The following is a 20,989-nucleotide window of genomic DNA, read 5'->3' as shown; positions in this document are numbered from 1 at the left end:
ATAACAATATGAAAGCATTTATAGACGACAATTTCCTACTGAGTAATCCAACTGCCGAGGTGTTATATCACCAGTATGCCAAAGAGATGCCTATTATAGATTACCATTGCCATCTTCCGCCAGATCAGATTGCTGAAGACAGCAATTTCGAGAACCTTACTCAGGTGTGGTTATCTGGCGACCATTACAAATGGAGGGCTATGCGTGCCAATGGTGTTGCCGAAGAGTATATTACAGGAAACAGGAGCGACTGGGAAAAGTTCGAGAAATGGGCAGAGACTGTTCCTTATACCTTGCGTAATCCATTGTATCACTGGACACATTTGGAACTTCGACGATATTTTGATGTATACGATATCCTGTCCCCGGAAACGGCAAAAAAGATCTATGATGAGTGTAATGCAAAACTGCAAACTCCTGAATATAGTGTGCGTAGCCTGCTCAAAAAAATGAAGGTAGTTACTGTGGCGACTACGGATGATCCGATTGACGATCTGAGCCATCACCAGCGGTTAAAAGCTGATGGTTTTGAAGTAAAAGTATTGCCTGCCTTCAGACCGGATAAGGCGATGAATGTGGACGACCTGGTTGCACTGAATGCTTATATCGCTAGACTGGAGAAGGTGCATGGCTCGGCAATTACGAATTACAGGGAATACCTGTATGCCCTGGAAAGAAGACACGATTATTTTGCCGCAAACGGATGTGTGCTTTCTGATCACGGTTTGGAGCAATTATATGCAGAGAATTATACAGAAGAAGAAGTAAGCGGCATCTTTGAGAAAATTACTGCTGGTGAAACTTTGACCAGACAAGAGGTCTTGCAGTTTAAATCTGCAATGCTGCATACTTTTGCTGTTTGGGACCATCATAAAAATTGGGTACAGCAATTTCATATTGGTGCGCTAAGAGATAACAATAGCAGGCTGCTGAAGAACCTGGGGCCTGATACCGGACTGGATTCTATCGGAGACTTTCAGCAGGGAACAGCCTTGTCTAAATTCCTGAACAGATTAGATAGTGGTGATCAATTGGCAAAGACGATTATCTATAACCTCAATCCCGCAGACAACGAGTTGATTGCCACGATGATTGGAAATTTTAATGACGGAACCGTTGCCGGTAAGATTCAATTTGGTGCTGCCTGGTGGTTCCTGGACCAGAAAGATGGCATGACAAAACAGATCAACGATTTGTCTAATATGGGACTGCTTAGTCGTTTCGTTGGGATGCTCACCGATTCAAGGAGTTTTCTTTCCTTTCCCAGACATGAATATTTCAGAAGAATATTGTGTAATTTATTAGGAGAAGATATTGAAAATGGCGAAATTCCGAACGATATCGCCTGGACGGGTAAAATTGTACAGGATATCTGTTATTATAATGCTAAATCGTATTTCAATTTCTAAAAGCCTGTATGAGTAAAGTTTTAAGTTTCGGAGAGTTGTTGTTGAGGATCTGCCCTGATTCGGCAGGTGGATGGTTAAAAGAAAATTCATTTCCTGTATATGTTGGAGGAGCAGAAGCTAATGTGGCGGCAGCATTGGCCTTATGGAAAATTCCATCGGCTTATATGACGGCTATTCCGGATAATTTTATTGCAAGGCAGCTGGTGGACTACCTGGATCAGCTAAATGTAGACACTAAAGCCATTCAATATGCGGGTGACAGGATCGGTTTGTATTTCCTGGATAAAGGAAAAGACCTCAAGCATGCAGGCGTGATCTATGACCGTCAATATTCTTCATTTTCTGAACTGGAAACTGGCACCATCAATTGGGATCACATATTCGAAGACATCAACTGGTTTCACTTTAGCGCAATCTGCCCGGCAATTAACCAGTCGGTTGCCGAAGTTTGTGAAGAAGCACTAAAAGCAGCTTCCGCCAGGAATATTACTATTTCTATCGATCTGAACTATCGTGCGAAGCTTTGGAAATATGGTAAGGAACCTGCAGAAATTCTTCCTGCTTTGGTACAATACTGTGATCTGGTAATGGGAAATGTATGGGCGGCAGAAAGAATGCTGGGTATAGCTGTAGCTGAAAATCTGGTTGAGGAACATGATAAAAGTGCATATCTACAGCAATCGCAGGTCACTTCAAAGGCAATACTGGAGCAATTTCCTAAATGTAAGTCTGTAGCGAATACTTTCCGTTTTGATCATGGGGATGGAATACAATATTACACTACCCTATATACCGATGAACAGCTGTTTATTTCTAAGGAATATCAGTCGGAGCTGATTGCAGGAAAAGTAGGCAGTGGAGATTGTTTTATGGCCGGGTTGATCTATGGCTTTTACAAGGAGCTTCCGGCACAGGAGATCGTAGATTTTGCAACTTCTGCTGCTTTTGCCAAGCTATTTACAGAGAGTGACTTTAACACAACCAAATTAGAAGAAATACAATCCATAGTTAGTAAGTATGAATCCTGAATAGAATTGTCAGCGATAAAATCAAATCATTTTATTCAAGCTAATTATCTATAGATATCTACTAAAATGAAACCTGCATGAGCTTACACCTCTCAATAATCGACAAGCTCATGCAAGCTTCATTACCTTTAAAAATCAATACATAAAAAAATGAAACCTGCATGAGCTTACACCTCTCAATAATCGACCAAGCTCATGCAAGCTTCATTACCTTTAAAAATCAATACATAAAAAAATGAAACCTGCATGAGCTTACAACTCTTAATAATTGACTAAGCTCATGCAAGCTTCATTACCTTTAAAAATCAATATATAAAAAATGAAAACTAAAAAAGATTCTCTAAAAGTAATTACAGATCAGGGCTTATTACCGCTGTTCTTTTATGAAGACGCAGCCGTAAGCCTGGAAGTGGTACGTACTTTATACCGCGCAGGCATTCGCGTGTTAGAATATACCAACAGGGGGCCTGCCGCACTGGAGAATTTTAAGATCCTGATTGATGCTGTGAACATTGAAATGCCCGATCTGCACCTGGGAATCGGCACGGTTAAAAACACAAATGAAGCTACCGATTTTCTTAAATCAGGGGCACATTTTCTAGTAAGCCCGGTGGTCAATGTAGAAGTAGGTAAAATGGTGCATGAAGCAGGTTTGCTCTGGATTCCCGGCTGTTTTACGCCAACGGAGATCAATACCGCTATTCAGCATGGAGCTGACCTGATCAAACTGTTCCCTGCAAATTTATTGGGCCCGGCCTTTATGTCTGCTATCAGGGACCTTTTTCCCGGGCAGCTCTTTATCCCAACTGGCGGAGTAGAAATTGCTGCGGATAATATCGGTGAGTGGTTTAAATCTGGTGTTTGTGCCGTAGGTATGGGTAGTAAAATGATCAGTAAAGAAATACTGACCGGCAGGGATTATGATACATTATTCAATTTAACACAAAAAACCTTGAAAATAATCAATGAAACGCGGCTGAGTTAAACCATAACCCAGCCCACCAAACCAAATATAAACCAATATAAACTGATGAAAGAAAACAAAATGAGCAATTATCGCTGGACTATCTGTGCGCTATTGTTTTTTGCGACTACGGTTAATTATCTTGACAGGCAGGTACTGAGTTTGCTGCATCCGCTGCTGGAAAAGCAATTCAACTGGACCAATAGCGATTATGCCAACATTACCTCAGCCTTTCAGTTAATCTACGCTATATCAATGCTTTTCGCGGGCAGGATCGTAGATAAGCTGGGTACAAAATGGGGTTATGCTATTTCTTTAATTATCTGGTCGGCAGGGGCGGTAATGCATGCTGCGGCCATTCCTGTAGGACAAAGTTTAGTCGCTGTATTAGGTTGGGCCGGGCTGGGCTTAATTCCCGTTTCGGTATTGGGCTTTATTGCCTCCCGTGCCGTACTGGGTTTTGGTGAAGCAGGTAACTTCCCGGCAGCCATCAAAGCTACTGCAGAATACTTCCCTAAAAAAGAACGTGCTTTCGCTACCGGTATCTTTAATTCCGGTGCTAATATAGGCGCAATTCTGGCTCCGCTTACTGTCCCATGGATTGCTGAAAAGTGGGGATGGGAGAGTACCTTCCTGATCGTTGGCGCAGCAGGACTGATCTGGCTGTTCTTTTGGTTTATGTTTTATGCTCCTCCTGAAAAACAAAAGAATATCTCGGCTTCAGAACTGGCTTATATTAATAGCGACAGATTACATCACGACGGCATTGTTGAGGTCGAAGATGCAGAAAAGGTATCCTGGTTCCGCTTGCTGGGTTACCAGCAAACCTGGGCATTTGCTTTTGGTAAGTTTATGACAGATGGCGTATGGTGGTTTTTTCTTTTCTGGCTGCCTTCTTATTTAAAAGTCCAGTACAATATGGAAGGAACTTCCATAATGATCCCCCTAACGGTATTGTACAGTATGACTATGATTGGCAGTATTGGCGGTGGATGGTTCCCTGTTCACTTTATGAAAAAAGGATTAACTCCTTACGATGCCAGGATGAAGGCAATGCTCGTTATCGCTCTTTTTCCACTACTGGTACTCGCGGCACAGCCACTAGGGCATTTTACCTTCTGGGTTCCTGTAGTTTTGATTGGCATTGGAGCGTCCGCACATCAGGCCTGGTCGGCCAATATTTTTACTACGGTTTCTGACATGTTCCCCAAAAAAGCAATAGGTAGCATTATTGGTATAGGTGGCATGGCCGGAGGGATTGGAGGAGTGTTGGTTTCCAAGATAAGCGGTAACCTGTTTGATTATTATAAATCATTGGGACACACCGCAACGGGTTATACCATTGTATTTAGCTTTTGCGCGGTAGCTTACCTGATTGCATGGGTGGTGATGAAGATCCTGGTGCCTAAATACAAACCAATTACTGATCTGTAATCAATTTGCTCACCCGATTTCTATTTCGAAAAAGAACTACAAATGAGAAAGGCTTTATCCTTTCTGTCGCAATGAAGACGGAAAGGATAAAGCCTTTTTAACAATTACCCGCACAGCTACCTGCTTTTTTTATATCGCTCTTTTTTCGAGGATCAGGATATTATCAATATTTTTCTTTTTCGAGTTATTCAGGATCACATTGTACTTACTCAAAAATCCTGTTCCAATAACATCTCTTGGAGAAGCAGAACTTAAGATTACTTTTTGATTTTTCAATACGATACCGTTAAAGCGGATCATAGGGATTTTCACCTCATAAATCACATCAACTGTTTTACGGCCGTGGATAATAGAGGTTACTGTATTCACAGGCTGAAGATCATACTTCATGATCAGGTGACGGCCCAAATCACTGTCGGCATTAATTTCAAAATTACTTCCCGATCCCAGATCAAGCGCAAAAATACCTTTAAAACCATCCATTTCAACAGGTGCTTTAGGATAAGAATCGTTTTTATAACGGATAGTTGTATAAGTTTTATACGGTTCAAATGGTGTTTTAGAGATGGATAATAGGTCTTTATCATTATCTATCTTCCAGTTATAGGGCTGAAGCATCATGGTTCCTGTAGAACCGGTAGCGATGCTGTCCGGAAAAGAATAGTTTACTATACTTTCCTCGTTACGGAATTTAAGGTTCCCAATTCTGATCTTTGGCATATTAAAGATCAGTCTTTTTTGCTCCTGTCCTTCTGCATCAGTGAGCGTAATGCCTTGTCCACTGTAAGATAAAGCATTTGTTTTCATGAAATAGGGAGTAACCCTTAAAGTTTTAGAATAGGTTCCCAACAACAGGGTAAGACTATCCCTTCCAATCTTTACAGGAATAAAGATCCTGTTGTACTTGTCCTTTTTAAAGTGGATCTTAGTGACATCAGTAGACTGTGCCTGTACATTTTGTACAGACATACTTCCTGCAAGACCGAGGAGAACCAGGGTAAAAACGGATTTCAAAGTTCTCTTAACTAACAAATTTTGGGTGTTCATATTTTTTGAATTTACAGGTACTAATTTAATCAAATTAACAGAATAAAATCACCTTTAAACAAATCATGAAATATAATGTTTATGATAAAATAATTCTTTATGTCGACCTGGATAAAACGCTCCCTTCAAATCTTTATTTCATTAATTTTACTGGTCATCGTTATTTTTCTTGGATTGGCATTCTACGTGAATATCCATAAAAAAACACTGCTGGTATCGATCACTAAAGAGCTGAATAAAAACTTAAACGGCAGCCTGACCGTTGGCAGCATGGAGCCCACATTTCTTCAGGGGTTCCCGGGGGTTTCTATTTCGCTGAAGAACGTAGAGATCAAAGATAGTTTATGGAAAGTGCACCACCATTCACTGTTAACAGCTAAAGACCTGGATGTAGCTGTGAATACCATGGCCCTGTTAAGAGGGACTATTGACATCAGGAAGGTTTCTATCAATGATGCATCCATCTATCTCTATACAGATAGTAACGGTTATAGCAATTCTTCCATTTTAAAAAAGAAACCTGCCCCGGTTTCAAAGGAAAAAAGAACCTCCCCGGCAGAGATTAGTCTTTTTGAGCTGAATAATGTCCGCTTTATCCTGGATAACAGGAAGGGCAATAAGTTATTTTTGTTTGCCATACAGGATTTTAGCGGTAAAGTAGATTACCCTTCTTCCGGATGGAAAGCTGCGGTTAACCTGAATGTACTGGTGAGAAGCCTGGCTTTTAACACCAAAAACGGAAGTTTTGCCAAAGACAAATTTATCAAGGGAAAAATGGATGTCGGTTATGATAAAGAAACTGGTGTAATTGAGGTTAAACCTGCCAAATTAGCTATTGGAGACGATCCTTTTATTATCGGGGCCACTTTTAACATCGCTAAAGATCCAACAGAGTTTACCATTAACATAGAAGCGCGAAATATTTTATGGCGCAATGCCTCTGCATTGCTGGCGCATAACATATCCCTGAGCCTGAATATGTTCAACATGGATAGGCCAATAGCAGCAAAGTGTATCATTAAAGGTGATATGGGAGGAGGAGGGGATCCTTCAATTTTCGTAAATGCTTCCATAAAAAACAACAGGCTCAGCTTTCCGGGCGGAGTGGTTGACAACTGTAGTTTTGCAGGAGTATACACCAATAATTTTATCAATGGAAAAGGTTTTACCGATGATAACTCTGCCATTAAATTATACCGCTTTTCGGCCAGTTATAAGGACATTCCTTTTACTATTGATACTGCTTTTCTCCGCAATATGAATACCCCGCTGGTGATGGGTACCTTTAACGCTAAATTTGATGTCTCCAGGTTCAATAATATTTTGGGGAATGACTTGCTTAAATTCACCAGGGGCACAGCAACCCTGCAATTACACTACCAGGCGGAAATAGCAAAGTTACAGCTGATCAAACCGAAGATCACGGGAATCATTTCCGTTAAAAATTCTGATGTAAGTTATGTACCCAGGAATGTGAATTTTAAAAACACATCAGTAACGCTTGATTTTAGGGGTGCAGACCTGCTGATTAAAGACATTAGACTGGAGAGCGGCAGGAGCGTTGTTTTTATGGAGGGAAGTATAAAAAACTTCATGAATGTATATTATACAGATCCGGAGAAAGCTGTGATCAGCTGGAAAATGCGAAGCCCTGATCTGTATCTGGGTGAATTTATCGGCTTTCTGGGTTTAAGGAAAGACAGAAAAGTAATGAAGTCGAAAAACAAATCGTCCAGCTTTGCCGATCAGTTCAATACCATGCTGGAAAAAGGAGAAGCTGAGATCAATATCCGCGTTGATAAAGTCCATTACAACCGGTTTTTTGGAACAGATGCCAAGGCGGACATTTTCCTTACCAGGGAGGGCTTAAGCCTGAAAAACGTAAGCATGAAAAACGCCGGCGGATCTATCAGCATGAATGGAAATATTGGTCAGACGGATAAATTGAGCAAGTTTAATTTAAATGCTGTGGTTTCGAATACCAGTATCAGGGACTTTTTTTATGCATTTGATAATTTCGGACTGAAAAGTTTGACCTATAAAAACCTGAGAGGTCAGCTTTCTGCGAAAGCGAAGGTCACGGGAAATATTACCGATCAGGGAAAAGTTATTTCCCATTCTATTGATGGTACACTGTCATTTGAACTTAAAAACGGTGCGCTTGATGACTTTGAATCCTTTAAAAGTGTGGGGAAATTTGCCTTTCCTTTCAGGGACCTCAATCACATTACACTTAATGATCTGAAGGGGAATTTTATACTGAACGGTGAGAAAATCACGATTGATCCCATGCAGATCAGTTCCAGTGTGCTGAATATGGATATTGCAGGGGTTTATTCCCTGGGTAAAGGAACCAACATTTTACTGGACATTCCTCTAAGGAACCCTAAAAAGGATGCGGATATCGCCGACAAACAGGAGGTGAATGACAGAAGAATGAAAGGTATAGTGGTACACGTCCAGGCTATTGATGGTGATAATGGCAAGATTAAATTTAAGCTGCTCCGCAACAAAGATAAATTCCTGGGCCTTTAAGCTATTGGATCAGGGCTGCAGGCGCTCAAATTCGTCACCAATCATAAAAATTAGGTCTTCATCAATGTCTACTTCATCATTGGTCACCCACATATCGTCTTCTTCAGAAAGGAAGATCTCAAACTTTTTGTGTCCCGGGATTTCTGCGAAAAAAATAATTTCATCTCCATCTTCGGTCTCTGTTACCACTACAGGGATATTTTCGCCTTCAAAAGTTACCGTAAATTCTGTTTTTAAATCAGCCATGATTCAAATATATCAAAATTCATAAAATTGGCCGTCTTTTTGTTATTTTGGAATAAATAGCCATTTAGTTGCTATAATTAGAATATTGAGGTCGTACAATGAATCAAAAAAAATCTAAATCGCTCCCTGATCCAACAATTGGCTTACTGCAAAAATCGCCTACTGGCATCAGTGGTCTGGATGAAATTACAAGAGGGGGATTACCCCTTGGAAGGCCTACACTGATCTGTGGAAGCGCCGGATGTGGCAAAACGCTGATGTCTATCGAGTACATCATGAGGGGTGCACTGGAATTTAATGAACCAGGTGTGTTCATGGCTTTTGAAGAAAAGGCAGAAGAGCTGGCTTTAAATGTAGCCTCTTTGGGATTTGATCTGGAACAGCTAATTAAAGATCAGCTGGTTAGAGTGGATCATGTACACATTGAGCGTAGTGAAATTGAAGAAACAGGAGAATATGACCTGGATGGGCTCTTTATCCGTTTGGGTTATGCGATAGATAGCATAGGCGCGAAACGTGTGGTATTGGACACAATAGAGAACCTGTTCTCAGGATTAAGTAATGAAAATATTCTCCGTTCAGAGCTGCGAAGGCTTTTTCAATGGTTAAAAGAAAAAGGGGTAACAGCGATCATTACCGGAGAACGCGGGGAAAGTTCGCTCACCAGACAGGGACTGGAAGAATATGTTTCTGACTGCGTGATCTTGCTTGATCACAGGATTACCAATCAGATCTCCACACGCCTGTTGCGTATTGTAAAATACAGGGGGTCTATGCATGGAACCAACGAATATCCTTTTTTAATTGATGAAGAAGGAATATCCGTTTTACCAGTTACTTCCCTGCAGCTGGACACTGAGGTTTCCACCGACACGCTGACTTCCGGAATTGCTACTCTCGACCGGATGTTAGGGGGTAAAGGTTTTTATAAAGGCAGCAGTATACTGGTGTCTGGTACAGCAGGTACAGGTAAAACCAGTATTGCGGCCAGTTTTGCCAACGCCGCCTGCCTGGAAAAAAAGAGATGTATGTACTTTGCTTTTGAAGAGTCGCCAAGTCAGATCATCAGGAATATGTTATCCATTGGAATAGACCTTAGGGGTCCCATAAAAGATGGCTTTCTGGAATTTCATGCCTCCAGACCAACGCTTCACGGTTTGGAAATGCACCTGGTTTCCATTCATAAAAAAATAAAGAGATTTAAACCTGATGTGGTTATACTTGATCCTATCACTAACCTGATCACTGTTGGTTCGGTAAGTGAGGTGAAAGCTATGCTGATCAGGCTGGTAGATTTTCTTCAAAATGAGAAAATCACGGTGATGTTCACTGCCCTTGCATTAAATAACACTGTAAATGAGCAAACAGATGAAGGTATTTCTTCACTGGTTGACGCCTGGCTGCTGATCCGCGATATAGAAAATAACGGAGAGCGCAACAGGGGCCTGTACGTAATGAAGTCCAGAGGTATGGGGCACTCCAACCAGGTCAGGGAGTTTATTATTACTTCCCAAGGACTGAATTTGGTAGACGTTTATTTGGGGCCTGATGGAGTTTTAACCGGATCGGCAAGAGAGGCACACATTTTGCGTGAAGAAACCGGGTTGGCCTTGCAGGATCAGGCAATCAGTAGAAAGGACCGGGAGATCTCCAGGAAACGCAAAGTTTTGGAAGCAAAAATTGCGGGTCTGCAAACAGAATTTGAATCCGTAGAAGAAGAATTGAATAAAGTTTATCTTGAAGAAGAATTAAAAGCCGAAATACAAAATAAAACGCGTCAGGAACTGACGGAAAGGCGAATCGGAAAAGAAGCTAAAAATAAAGTACAATCACCGGTAGCTAAAAAGAAATAAAATGGGCGAAGCAGAACAAACATGGGAACTTAGGCTTTACATCGCAGGAAAAACACCTAAATCTGTAAGTGCATTAAATAACCTGAATAAATATTGTGAAGAGCACTTACAAGGGAAATATAAAATAGAAGTTATCGATCTGTTGCTTCATCCTCAATTGGCTGAAGGTGATCAGATCTTCGCTGTTCCCACCCTGGTGAGGAAAGTGCCTGTACCGATACGTAAAATTATTGGTGACCTCAGTAATGAGGAAAAGGTTTTGGTAGGATTGAATATTAGGCCTTTAGTAAAAATTTAAGGTGGAGTCTGCATTAGAATACCACCTGGAGCTTTACATTACCGGAACTTCGCCTAATTCAGTAAGGGCTATCAATAATGTGAAGTCTATTTGTGAAGAGTATTTGAAAGGAAATTATGAACTGAAAATATTTGACGTTTATCAATTACCTGAGATCGCTCAGCGGGAACAGATCATTGCCTTACCTACCCTGATTAAAAAGAACCCTTCACCACAGAGAAGACTGGTTGGCGATATGTCTGATACGGCTAAAGTTTTGCGTGGATTGGGAATAGTAATTAATGATTAAGAATGGATGCGCAAAAAACACAATCGACACTAGAAGCGGAAATCAATGAATTGCGCTTGCAATTGGAAGAAGCTACAGATACCATTGAGGCAATCAGAACGGGTATGGTGGATGCTTTTGTGGTTCACGGCGAGGATGGCCATCAGTTATATACGCTTAAAACAGCCGACCAAACTTATCGTGTACTAATCGAAAAAATGGGCGAGGGGGCCATTACGCTTAATAAGGAAGGGCTGATCCTTTATAGTAACACGCGTTTTGCTGAAATGGCGGGTACATCGCTGGATAAAGTAATAGGGAGGCACTTTAATGAATTCATCTATGGCTATTCAGCGGATAAGATCAAAGAAATTAGTAATAATAGCGGATTAACGGATTATAAAACGGAAGAGGTTTTGTACCGCATAGGCGCTCCATCCATGTCGGTATTGTTATCCATCACCAATCTTAATCTGGAAGAAGGGACCGTATTGAGCATTTTGCTCACCGATCTTACCGCGCAAAAGGAAACGCAGCGTGTGCTGAGATCAAAAAATAACGAACTCGAAGCAGCCAAAAATGAAGCACTAAAACTAAATGACGAGTTGGAAGATACCGTTGCCAAGAGAACAAAAGATCTTTCTGTAAGCCGGGAGCATTTTATTTTAATGGCGAACAATATTCCCCAGATCACTTGGACAAATTTGCCTGGCGGACAATTCAATTTTTTCAACCAGCGCTGGTATGACTATACAGGACTGTCTTTTGATGAAACTTTTGAACAGGCCTGGACCAACGTGATCCATCCTGATGATCTTTCTGCCACGCGTAAAAAGTTTGCTCAAAGTATGGCCACAGGTGAAATATTTGAGATGGAAAACCGCTATAAAAGAAATGACGGGGTATATCGATGGTACCTGAACAGAAGTATTCCGTTAAAGAATGAAGCGAGGGAACTGTTGTTCTGGGTAGGTACGGCTACAGACATTGACGATCAGCGCAAAGCGATAGAAAAGAAGGATGAGTTTATCGGCATTGCCAGCCACGAGCTTAAAACTCCATTAACAAGTTTAAAGGCTTATCTTCAGTTAATGTCAAATTACAAAAAAGAGACCGTTCCTCCTCAGGTTAAAAATTTCATTGTTAAAGCCGAAGGTTCGCTGGGCAAACTGCAAAACCTGGTTAACGACCTTTTAGATGTAAGTAAGATACAGGCTGGCAAGCTCCATTTTAGCATGGTACCTTTGAACATCAATCAATTAATCAATACCTGTGTAGAAAATGCAACATACATGTTCCCCGATTATAATATCAGCTATAAAGCAGGAGAAGATTATCAGGTAAAAGGTAGTGCAGAAAGATTGGAACAGGTATTGATGAACCTGATTAATAACGCAGTGAAATATTCTCCTTTACATAAGGATATCCTCATCTCTGTTGAACAGGAGGAGCAGGATGTAAAGATTTCGGTTACAGACTTTGGTATTGGTCTTTCTCCCGGACAGCAGGAAAAGATATTTGAACGTTTTTACCGTGTGGATGATAAGAACTTTATGGCCAGCGGTCTGGGCATGGGATTATATATTTCCATGGAAATCATTAACAACCATAAAGGCAGGATGGGTGTAAATAGTAAAATTAATAAAGGCTCAACCTTTTACGTTTTATTACCTTTGCTTTCATGAAATATAGCCTAACTTTTCTTTTTTGTCTTTGCGCTTTATTCAGCAGTGCGCAGAACCTGGAACTGAATCAGCTCAAATCTTTTATTTTTAAGCCAGCTATTGAAGTGACAGACACCCTGCAGAAAAAAGGATGGGTAGTTAGACCAGAGTTATCAGGTAAAAAACTAAATCAGTTATACCAGACGTTCTCGTTTGGCCACCTGAAAAAAGAAAAGGCAAAAGCCAGGGCTTGGTTCAGGATCCACGCAGATAACGGTATTGTGAATCAAATGTATTATCAGGTACCGGGTTTAAAAGAATATACTCTTCTTTTAGAAGAGATAAAAAAAACTGCTACGGAACGTAAAAACGAACAAAGCATTGAAGACAATAAGCTGAGTACCTATTATATTGCCGATGGCTATGTTTTCGAGACTACTGTTGCCGCAGATAGTTATACCATCATGGTGATGACCGACAGGGCATTTTAAAAATATCTGTGAGTTAACTCCTGTAATCGGGATATGTAACCTGTTCAGTGTGGATGTGCCATAATGAGCAAAAAATCTTTTGTATGTTTGCGTAATGGCTTCTCGTTACTTATCCCTTTTTGATTTTTCACAAAAGGTAAATTACAAAACAGAAATTCTTGCAGGACTGACGGTGGCAATGACCATGATGCCGGAATCACTTTCCTTTGCTATTCTGGGTGGCTTTCCACCATTGGCTGGTTTATACGCCGCTTTTATTATGGGGATTGTAACCTCTATATTTGGGGGCAGGCCGGGATTGATTTCTGGCGGCGCAGGAGCTGTAGTGGTGGTATTGATTGCGCTGATGAAATCTAACGGTTTGGAATATGTTTTTGCTGCCGTTGCACTGGCAGGTATCATTCAAATCCTGATCGGGCTTTTTAAGCTGGGCAAATTCATTCGTCTAGTACCTCAGCCCGTGATGTACGGATTTGTAAACGGCCTGGCGGTGATCATTTTTATGGCACAGCTGGAACAATTTAAAACTATTGTTAATGGTAAACTGACCTGGATGTCTGGCACCCCATTGCTCATTATGAGCGGATTGGTGGCTTTAACGATTGTGATTGTAGTTCTATTGCCCCGTTTTACCAAAGCCGTGCCGTCTTCATTAATAGCTATTATAGTTGTCTTTTTGGTTGTGCTCGGTTTCCATATCGATACGCGGACGGTAAAAGATATTGCATCTGTAAGCGGAGGTTTTCCGCCTTTTCATATTCCGCGCATACCCTTCACCATTGAAACCTTAAAGATCATTTTTCCTTATGCACTGATTATGGCCGGTGTTGGTTTAACCGAGGGATTGCTGACGCTAAACCTGGTAGATGAAATGACCGCCAGCAGGGGCAACAGCAACAGAGAGTGTATCGCCCAGGGCAGTGCCAACATCCTCAACGGATTCTTCTTCGGTATGGGTGGATGTCCTATGATTGCGCAAACACTGGTTAATCTTTCTGCGGGAGCAAGGGCAAGATTATCAGGGATAATTGCATCGTTAACCATACTGCTCATTATCCTGTTTGGGTCATCCATTATAGAAAAGGTTCCTATGGCAGCTTTAACCGGCGTTATGATCATGGTGGCAATAGGAACGTTTGAATGGCTGAGTTTCAGGATCATCAATAAAATGCCCCGGCAGGATATTTTTGTCGGTATTCTGGTTGCTGTAATTACGGTATGGCTGCATAACCTGGCTTTAGCTGTATTGATTGGTGTGATTATCTCTGCATTGGTTTTTGCCTGGGAAAGCGCAAAGCAGATCAGGGCGAACAAATATTTGGATGCCAAAGGAGTAAAACATTATGAAATTTACGGACCGCTGTTCTTTGGTTCCATAACTGCATTTAATGAGAAATTTGATGTGCTGAATGATCCTGAAGAAGTAATTATAGACTTTAAAGACAGTAGGGTAGCAGATATGTCGGCCATTGATGCTTTAAATAAACTTACCGACCGCTATAAGCAGGCCGGTAAGAGATTACATTTGTACCATCTCAGTGATGATTGTAAAACATTGTTGAAAAATGCAGAGGATGTGATTGAAGTCAATTATTAATTGATCTCTACCAGAGCAGTATTGTCATCAGTATTGCGGTCAATCATTTTAAATACAGGGTCAACCCCTGCACGTACCGGTTTATCTTTCATTTTTACAGTGAGAGTGTTTTTTTATTTCGTAAACTTTTCGCGTTTTAAATACATTAGTTTCTCTTTGCCTTTAACCATTGAAAATACACCGATATCAAAATAATCTCTAACTGGGGTAGTTTTTTTTCATTTCCGAAACAAATTTGTTTTATGCAGCAGTGAGGTTACCAGTTCTTTTCTTTCTTTCCTGTTCCCAATTCCTTTTAATACAGCGAGATGGTCCAGCAGGTCTTCTGCTGATATTTTTGGGTACACACCAAATTCCTGCGGTAGGTAACCCAGTGTTTTCCTCACTTCTTCTTTATCGCGGAGTACATTAAGGACACCCAACTGTATAGATCCGGAATCAGGTTCCTGTAGGGTTGATATGGTACGCATCAGGCTTGATTTTCCTGCCCCATTAGGACCTAAAAGGACAAACATTCCAGAGTTGATCGTTAAGTTGATGTCTTTGAGCGCGTGAACGCCATTGGAATAAGTTTTAGATAAATGCTGGATGATAAGTTGCATAGACAGAGCGTTTTGGTCTAAGCAAGTTATTGTTTATTTCGTAATTTAACTAAACAATTTAAAGAAATGGTAAGGAAAGTATATGTAATTGATGCTATTGTCTACCGATTTTGGAAAATTGATCTTATTGGATAATTAACAATAATCAGCTGTTAAATTATATATTCAAATTCAGTTTGAAATCTGCCTGATAGAGGCTGAATTTATATTTCAACACTCTTTGTGCCATTTTGATCCGAGTTTTAACCATGTCTACAGGGATTTCAAGGATATAGGCGATTTCATGGTGTTTAAATCCTTCCGTGTGTTTAATAAACGGCCTGAAAAATTCATTTTCTAATTCAGCTGTGTTTAATAAATCCTGGTCTGATGAAAAAATAGAATTGTTCATAAAAACGAAATGGATAAGTGCTGATCAGCTGCATGCAATTGTTGTACCATACTTCAGTAAAAGGTATACGTATGCGGTTGCTAAATAGATTTTTCAATGTTTATATCATCTAAAAACTGGACTAACACTATTTTGATAAGTTTGTCAGTATTTTGTTTGTCGTGACTTTGCTGATACGTAATGAGGAATTAAATACACGAAGAAATTGTGTACACGTTGCTAAGGTTTCCCTATCCGGATCCACTTTCTGGACTGACTCACAAAACCGATGGTCACTTTTATATTAATCGTATCTTTATCCTGTATCAGCAGCTCTGCATCTTCTTCTTTATCTGTTGAAGGAATATAGAATTTTCCCGTATATCCGTATTTTGTAGCTACAAAATCCCTAAGGATCATCGTGCCTGTTTTTATTTTATGTTCATCTTTAGAAGAGGTGATCTCCCCGTAATAACGATTTTCTTTTTTATAGATCTCCATTGAGCGGTCGCCAGGTTCGTTTTTCCAGCTTCCCAGGATCGCATCAGGATTAAAAGAACTAAAAGCACAGGTAAACAAACAAATGCATAGGGCTAAGCAGCTGAGGAATTTCACTGATTTTTTCATAAAATTTTAATACCAGTATTTTTTTGTCATCATTGACCAAATCAAGAGCCCTGATAAGACTAAAGTATCCTGAAAAGGTTTGTGCGCTATTTGTAACTTAATTATAGCGAAAGATGATGATTGTAAAACCTGAAATAGATTAAAATTCAGTGAAGCAGACAAATCTGGCGGTAAACAGGACATAAAAGCAACTCACGGCCATTGAGCACAAGTCCATCGGGGAGCGCATAGCTATTATGAAAAAAGGATGAGTAATACGGCTTTTTTTAAAGATGATTAAGCCAGGCTCAGGATGATCATTAGTTTGTTAAGGAAGTCCCTCAAACTTGCAAAAGAGGTGAGCAATTGGTTTTGTACGGTTTTTATAGATATACCCAACATTACACTAATTTCCCGGGTACTGTATTCCTCCATATACTTTAAGCGGAAAATCTCGGCCCGTTTAGCGGGCTGCATAGCCAGCCATATGGCAATACAGCCTTTAAGGTCTTTCAAATTTAATAGCGAATCTGCCTGTAAATGTGATAGTGCCATATGTTCCAGAGGTTCTTCGAACTGTGGTGTTGATTTCCCTTTTTTATAATTGCTGTAAACCTGGTAGCGTACCGCTATCAGCAGGTAAGGGTATAGGTTGTCAATTTCCTTTACTTCTCTTTTTTGCCATAGATCTGTGAAAACATCCTGTACAATTTCCTCAACAATTTCCATTCTTTTCAATCGCTTGAATGTTTCATTATAGAGCTTTTTCCAGTATCTTTCATAAATCTCATCAAATGCGATTTTATCGCCCAGCTTAAATGAAATGACTAGCTCAGCATCGGTGAATTTTCGGTATGAAGTCAACTTTGGTAATGTTGTTAAATGGTTAATAATCTTCTTAAATACAGCAGTATTTATAACAATTATATAAAAAAATAATATTAAAATCTATTGCTTTTTTTCTGGAAATGCCGTAATTTTTTGCTAAAAGCATTTAATTATCCGCACATGCGGATAATTTTTTTAAATAATTGGTTTTGAAAATTACATTGATCTATAAAAACCGGGACCAGCTATAAATCATGTTACTACTGATCAGGAGGAAAGGGACGCTCGCACAGATCTTCAATTATCAATACTATTTATATATTAGGGCTTTATTTCTTTCCCTTACACAGATTAAGTTATTTAACCGCTCACACAAAAATGGAATTATCCAGCAATAGATTTATTACCCTTGATATTTTTCGGGGAATGACCATATGTTTTATGATCATTGTGAACTCCCCGGGTTCCGGGGCGGTACAATGGGCTCCGCTGGACCATGCCCTTTGGTTTGGCTTTACGCCAACCGATCTCGTTTTTCCTTCTTTTCTTTTTGCAGTAGGCAACGCTTTAAGTTTTTCAAAAAAGAAATTTGAAAGTGACGGCGCTTTTTTGAGCAAGATATTTAGGCGCACAGTGATCATTTTCATGTTGGGCTATTTGTTGTCGTGGTTTCCTTTTATGCACAGGGAAGAAGGAAGCTGGGCATTTAACGCTATTAGTCATACCCGGATTTTGGGTGTTTTACAGCGTATAGCTTTATGTTATTTCTTCGGCTCTTTAATTGTGCATTACTGTTCCAAAAAGACAGCAGTAATTATTTCTGTTTTCCTTTTATTAGGGTATTGGGCATTTCTATTGCTATTTGGGCAACCCGGGCTGGAATATACCATGATGGGCAATGCCAGTAACCTGCTCGATGTTTTTCTTTTAGGCACAGACCATCTGTATAATCAGCATGGCCACGCACCGGCTTTTGATCCGGAAGGAATCTTAAGTACTTTACCAAGTATAGTCAATGTTATTGGAGGATACCTGGCAGGGGCTTATATCCAGCATAAAGGTAGAAATTATGAATCTGTAGCTAATTTGCTCTTATATGGTGTGTTGCTGATAGGCATTGCTCTATTTTGGGGGCAATTCTTTCCGATCGCCAAAAAATTATGGACCAGTCCTTTTTCTTTACTGACTATTGGCTTAGATATGGTAATCATTGGTATTTTAATTTATGCCGTAGAACTGAAAAAGATAAACTGGGGAACCCGCTTTCTATTGGTGTTTGGCGTAAATTCGCTGGCTATCTACCTGCTTTCGGAATTGATACTGATCTGTATGGAACTGATTTGGATACAGCCTCACGTAAGTCTTTATAATTGGATAAATGCGGTTTTTTATCAGCGGATTTTCCCGGGTGCATTCGGTACACTGGTTTTTGCTATTTGTTTTATGCTGCTTTGCTGGCTGTTAGGATATGTAATGGATAAGAGAAAAATCTATATAAAAATATAGCTACAGTGATTAATTAATTAGCTCCTTTTATTGATTTTTGCTAAATTTGAATAGCATTATAGCGTATAAAAAGACAGATTGATATGGGGTTGTTCGATATTTTTAAAAAGACTGAAACGGAAAAATCAGTAAAGCCTGCCGAAGTTGTTCAGGCAGAGCCTATTGCTGACTCAGCGAATAAAGATCAATTGAACAATTATGCAGGCGACCTGGAAAAAACAGCGCTCATCGAAACATTGCTCAATCAACCTGCAGCACTTCGCGATGCAGAATGGGCAGGAAATTTTTTATCCAATCTTCCTTTAGCCAGCTTTCGTTGTGGTACTCCGCAGGTAATAGCGGGGCCTGATGGTTTTCCTTATTTCCAGTTGTTTGTACCTGCGCCAGGTGAAGAATTTCAATCTTTTGTCATTGATCAAATGGTGCCAGACTTCCTGATCAAAAGAGGTTATGGCATTGTGATTAATCCCGGAACCGGTCAGCCCGACTGGATACTCAGCTACGGCGATATTTTAAATTACTATTTGAACGGCAGTTTCTTTAAACCGGAAAGCCCTTTTGGCAATATCAATATTCCCGAAGAACTTTCTAAAGGAGAAGAGATTACCATTGGACAGCCCTCAGAGTTTGTTCTTCCAGTGCCAAGCAGGAAATTATTAAGGGAGTTTTTTGAACTGAACGGGATAGAAAATCCAAAGGTCTTGTTGATGATTCGTAAGAATGGGGAAGAAGTAAGTCAGGATCTTGCCTTTAACATTACCCCTGAGTTTTTTGAATCAGAAACCCATTATAAAAATATGATGCAAACGGTAACGTGGTACCTTCCCCGTCACTATTCTATTCTTGGGCTGCAGGATGAAAATGTAGAGAATGGCTTTATGCCTTTGTAGTTAGCCAATTTTTTCCTTCGGTAAAACGGGTAACCAGCATCGCGGCAACGGTATCACCTGTAGAATTTAGCAGGGTAGCCATAGGGTCTACTAAAGTGCCTATGATCATAGCAGGCGGCAATGCTTCGGGTGGAAAACCATAAGCAGAGATAAACAGCAGCTCTCCAACATATCCTCCGTTAGGGATTCCTCCTTCTACAATACTTACCAGTACAGTCATGCCCAGGGCCAGCGCTATGGTTTCTACACTGTCAAAACCTTTACCGAAAAGGGCAAATACAACCGCCATTTTAACAATTGAAGAAATACTGGATCCGTCTTTATGTAAGGTAGCGCCCAATGGAATGGTGACGCTGGTAATGTATTCCGGAATGCCCATTTTGCCGGCAGCTTCCAGGTTGGCAGGAATATTGGCTATACTGCTGCAGGTGCCTATAGCTGTAGCAGAGGGGATAATGTTATTTTTCCAATAGATTTTAATTCCTTTTACCCCGGCAGCAACAAAAGCATAAAAGCTAAACAAAACTACAAAGTAAAAAGCACCGGTGCCATAATAAATACCCAGCGACCTGGCATAAGTGCCAAATAACTGCGGTCCAAAAACACCTACCTGATATGCGAAATAAGCACCCAAACCGAGCGGTGCAATTTTCATAATAATGACAAACAGATTTTTAAAAACTTCATTTGCTGCATTCAGAAACCTGGAGAAGTCGCCTCCCTTTGTGCCGGAACGTAAAGTGGCAAAACCCGTGAGCACGGAAAAGATGATCATGGCCAGCATGCTTTTCCTGGAAAGCAATTCAAAAAACTCGCTGGTAGTTAGCAATTGTGTCAGCTGATCGCCGAATGGCTTTTTAACGATTGTTTCTGTGAGCGGTGCTGCAGTCATATGCTCATGTACAGGGAATAATTTAACGGCCAGGATAGTCAGCGAGGCAGAGATCAGTACGGTAGCTAAAAATACGAGTGTCATTACGGTCATCATCCGTGTCAGTTTATTGGTTTCCTTCAATCCGCCAATGGCAGAAGAAACTGAGAAAAATACCAGCGGGATAACTGCAGTAAACAGGAGATTTAAGAAAATATCGCCAATAGGCTTTAAAACTTTAACGCGTTCCCCAAAGATCAATCCTGCAATGCTGCCCGCAATAATACCGGCAATCAGCCATAAAATACCTTTATAATTCCTGTAGAAGTTATGCATATAGCTAATGTAATCTTTAAAAGTAAAAATCTACATTTTAACACGCTTTTGAGTCTAAACTGTCAAATTTTTGATGGATGGTCTGATTTTTGGGCTTAAATAGCAGGTTGTTCTATATATTACACGATGAGATACTTTTACCTACG

20 protein-coding genes are annotated in these 20,989 nt (G+C 40.3%); 13 read left to right on the top strand and 7 right to left on the bottom strand.

Going from position 1 to position 20,989, the window contains the following annotated elements:
- Positions 1-8: 8 nt before the first annotated feature.
- From uxaC to GSQ84_RS11930, 4 genes are all read left to right on the top strand, one after another.
- On the top strand, positions 9-1,409 hold the full coding sequence (gene uxaC, locus GSQ84_RS11945; RefSeq protein ID WP_158797498.1) for a glucuronate isomerase: 1,401 nt from the start codon (positions 9-11) through the stop codon (positions 1,407-1,409).
- Between the two features lie 8 nt (positions 1,410-1,417).
- Positions 1,418-2,437 (top strand): sugar kinase, encoded by a 1,020-nt coding sequence (locus GSQ84_RS11940; RefSeq protein ID WP_158797497.1) that lies wholly within the window; start codon positions 1,418-1,420, stop codon positions 2,435-2,437.
- A 319-nt stretch (positions 2,438-2,756) separates the two neighbouring features.
- Positions 2,757-3,422 carry a bifunctional 4-hydroxy-2-oxoglutarate aldolase/2-dehydro-3-deoxy-phosphogluconate aldolase gene (locus GSQ84_RS11935; RefSeq protein WP_158797496.1) on the top strand — a complete coding sequence of 222 codons (666 nt, stop codon included), beginning with the start codon at positions 2,757-2,759 and terminating at the stop codon, positions 3,420-3,422.
- Positions 3,423-3,467: 45 nt separating this feature from the next.
- The gene (locus GSQ84_RS11930) at positions 3,468-4,835 is read left to right on the top strand and encodes an MFS transporter (RefSeq protein WP_174238656.1); all 1,368 of its coding nucleotides are present in this window, start codon (positions 3,468-3,470) and stop codon (positions 4,833-4,835) included.
- 129 nt (positions 4,836-4,964) lie between these two features.
- Here GSQ84_RS11930 and GSQ84_RS11925 read toward each other — a convergent pair whose 3' ends face one another.
- Entirely contained in the window at positions 4,965-5,882 is a 918-nt protein-coding gene (locus GSQ84_RS11925; RefSeq protein ID WP_158797495.1) for a hypothetical protein, read from the bottom strand.
- A gap of 99 nt (positions 5,883-5,981) precedes the next feature.
- Between GSQ84_RS11925 and GSQ84_RS11920 the strand changes: the two genes are divergently transcribed.
- Complete coding sequence (locus GSQ84_RS11920) at positions 5,982-8,417, top strand: AsmA family protein (protein ID WP_158797494.1); 2,436 nt, start codon at positions 5,982-5,984, stop codon at positions 8,415-8,417.
- 9 nt (positions 8,418-8,426) lie between these two features.
- Here GSQ84_RS11920 and GSQ84_RS11915 read toward each other — a convergent pair whose 3' ends face one another.
- Positions 8,427-8,663 carry a hypothetical protein gene (locus GSQ84_RS11915; protein ID WP_158797493.1) on the bottom strand — a complete coding sequence of 79 codons (237 nt, stop codon included), beginning with the start codon at positions 8,661-8,663 and terminating at the stop codon, positions 8,427-8,429.
- Between the two features lie 98 nt (positions 8,664-8,761).
- On the opposite strand from GSQ84_RS11915, the gene kaiC reads away from it, so the two are divergent.
- From kaiC to GSQ84_RS11885, 6 genes are all read left to right on the top strand, one after another.
- Positions 8,762-10,516 (top strand): circadian clock protein KaiC, encoded by a 1,755-nt coding sequence (gene kaiC / locus GSQ84_RS11910; RefSeq protein WP_158797492.1) that lies wholly within the window; start codon positions 8,762-8,764, stop codon positions 10,514-10,516.
- Position 10,517: 1 nt separating this feature from the next.
- Positions 10,518-10,814, top strand: a complete 297-nt coding sequence (locus GSQ84_RS11905) for a circadian clock KaiB family protein (protein ID WP_158797491.1) — start codon at positions 10,518-10,520, stop codon at positions 10,812-10,814.
- Between the two features lies 1 nt (position 10,815).
- Entirely contained in the window at positions 10,816-11,103 is a 288-nt protein-coding gene (locus tag GSQ84_RS11900) for a circadian clock KaiB family protein (RefSeq protein WP_158797490.1), read from the top strand.
- A 2-nt stretch (positions 11,104-11,105) separates the two neighbouring features.
- Positions 11,106-12,767, top strand: a complete 1,662-nt coding sequence (locus GSQ84_RS11895) for an ATP-binding protein (protein WP_158797489.1) — start codon at positions 11,106-11,108, stop codon at positions 12,765-12,767.
- The gene (locus GSQ84_RS11890; RefSeq protein ID WP_158797488.1) at positions 12,764-13,237 is read left to right on the top strand and encodes a hypothetical protein; all 474 of its coding nucleotides are present in this window, start codon (positions 12,764-12,766) and stop codon (positions 13,235-13,237) included. The genes GSQ84_RS11895 and GSQ84_RS11890 overlap by 4 nt, the downstream gene beginning before the upstream one ends.
- Before the next feature lie 94 nt (positions 13,238-13,331).
- Positions 13,332-14,834 (top strand): SulP family inorganic anion transporter, encoded by a 1,503-nt coding sequence (locus tag GSQ84_RS11885; RefSeq protein ID WP_158797487.1) that lies wholly within the window; start codon positions 13,332-13,334, stop codon positions 14,832-14,834.
- Between the two features lie 218 nt (positions 14,835-15,052).
- Here the strand turns inward: GSQ84_RS11885 and GSQ84_RS11880 are convergent, their stop codons facing one another.
- The 4 genes from GSQ84_RS11880 to GSQ84_RS11865 form a co-directional block, all read right to left on the bottom strand.
- Positions 15,053-15,436 carry an ATP-binding cassette domain-containing protein gene (locus GSQ84_RS11880; RefSeq protein WP_158797486.1) on the bottom strand — a complete coding sequence of 128 codons (384 nt, stop codon included), beginning with the start codon at positions 15,434-15,436 and terminating at the stop codon, positions 15,053-15,055.
- Positions 15,437-15,593: 157 nt separating this feature from the next.
- Entirely contained in the window at positions 15,594-15,827 is a 234-nt protein-coding gene (locus GSQ84_RS11875) for a hypothetical protein (RefSeq protein ID WP_158797485.1), read from the bottom strand.
- A 219-nt stretch (positions 15,828-16,046) separates the two neighbouring features.
- A complete protein-coding gene (locus tag GSQ84_RS11870) occupies positions 16,047-16,433 on the bottom strand; it encodes a DUF2147 domain-containing protein (protein ID WP_158797484.1) in 387 nt (128 codons plus the stop codon).
- A gap of 276 nt (positions 16,434-16,709) precedes the next feature.
- Complete coding sequence (locus GSQ84_RS11865) at positions 16,710-17,276, bottom strand: RNA polymerase sigma factor (protein ID WP_158797483.1); 567 nt, start codon at positions 17,274-17,276, stop codon at positions 16,710-16,712.
- A 342-nt stretch (positions 17,277-17,618) separates the two neighbouring features.
- Between GSQ84_RS11865 and GSQ84_RS11860 the strand changes: the two genes are divergently transcribed.
- Together GSQ84_RS11860 and GSQ84_RS11855 are read left to right on the top strand one after the other, a co-directional pair.
- On the top strand, positions 17,619-18,746 hold the full coding sequence (locus tag GSQ84_RS11860; RefSeq protein ID WP_158797482.1) for an acyltransferase family protein: 1,128 nt from the start codon (positions 17,619-17,621) through the stop codon (positions 18,744-18,746).
- A gap of 83 nt (positions 18,747-18,829) precedes the next feature.
- Positions 18,830-19,636, top strand: a complete 807-nt coding sequence (locus GSQ84_RS11855) for a hypothetical protein (protein WP_158797481.1) — start codon at positions 18,830-18,832, stop codon at positions 19,634-19,636.
- Here GSQ84_RS11855 and GSQ84_RS11850 read toward each other — a convergent pair.
- Positions 19,623-20,843 carry a dicarboxylate/amino acid:cation symporter gene (locus tag GSQ84_RS11850; protein ID WP_158797480.1) on the bottom strand — a complete coding sequence of 407 codons (1,221 nt, stop codon included), beginning with the start codon at positions 20,841-20,843 and terminating at the stop codon, positions 19,623-19,625. The genes GSQ84_RS11855 and GSQ84_RS11850 overlap by 14 nt on opposite strands.
- Between the last annotated feature and the right edge of the window lie 146 nt (positions 20,844-20,989).

It is taken from the genome of Pedobacter sp. L105, from assembly GCF_009765875.1.
In the GTDB taxonomy this organism is placed as follows: domain Bacteria; phylum Bacteroidota; class Bacteroidia; order Sphingobacteriales; family Sphingobacteriaceae; genus Pedobacter.
This window is presented reverse-complemented; position numbering and strand designations above follow the sequence as displayed.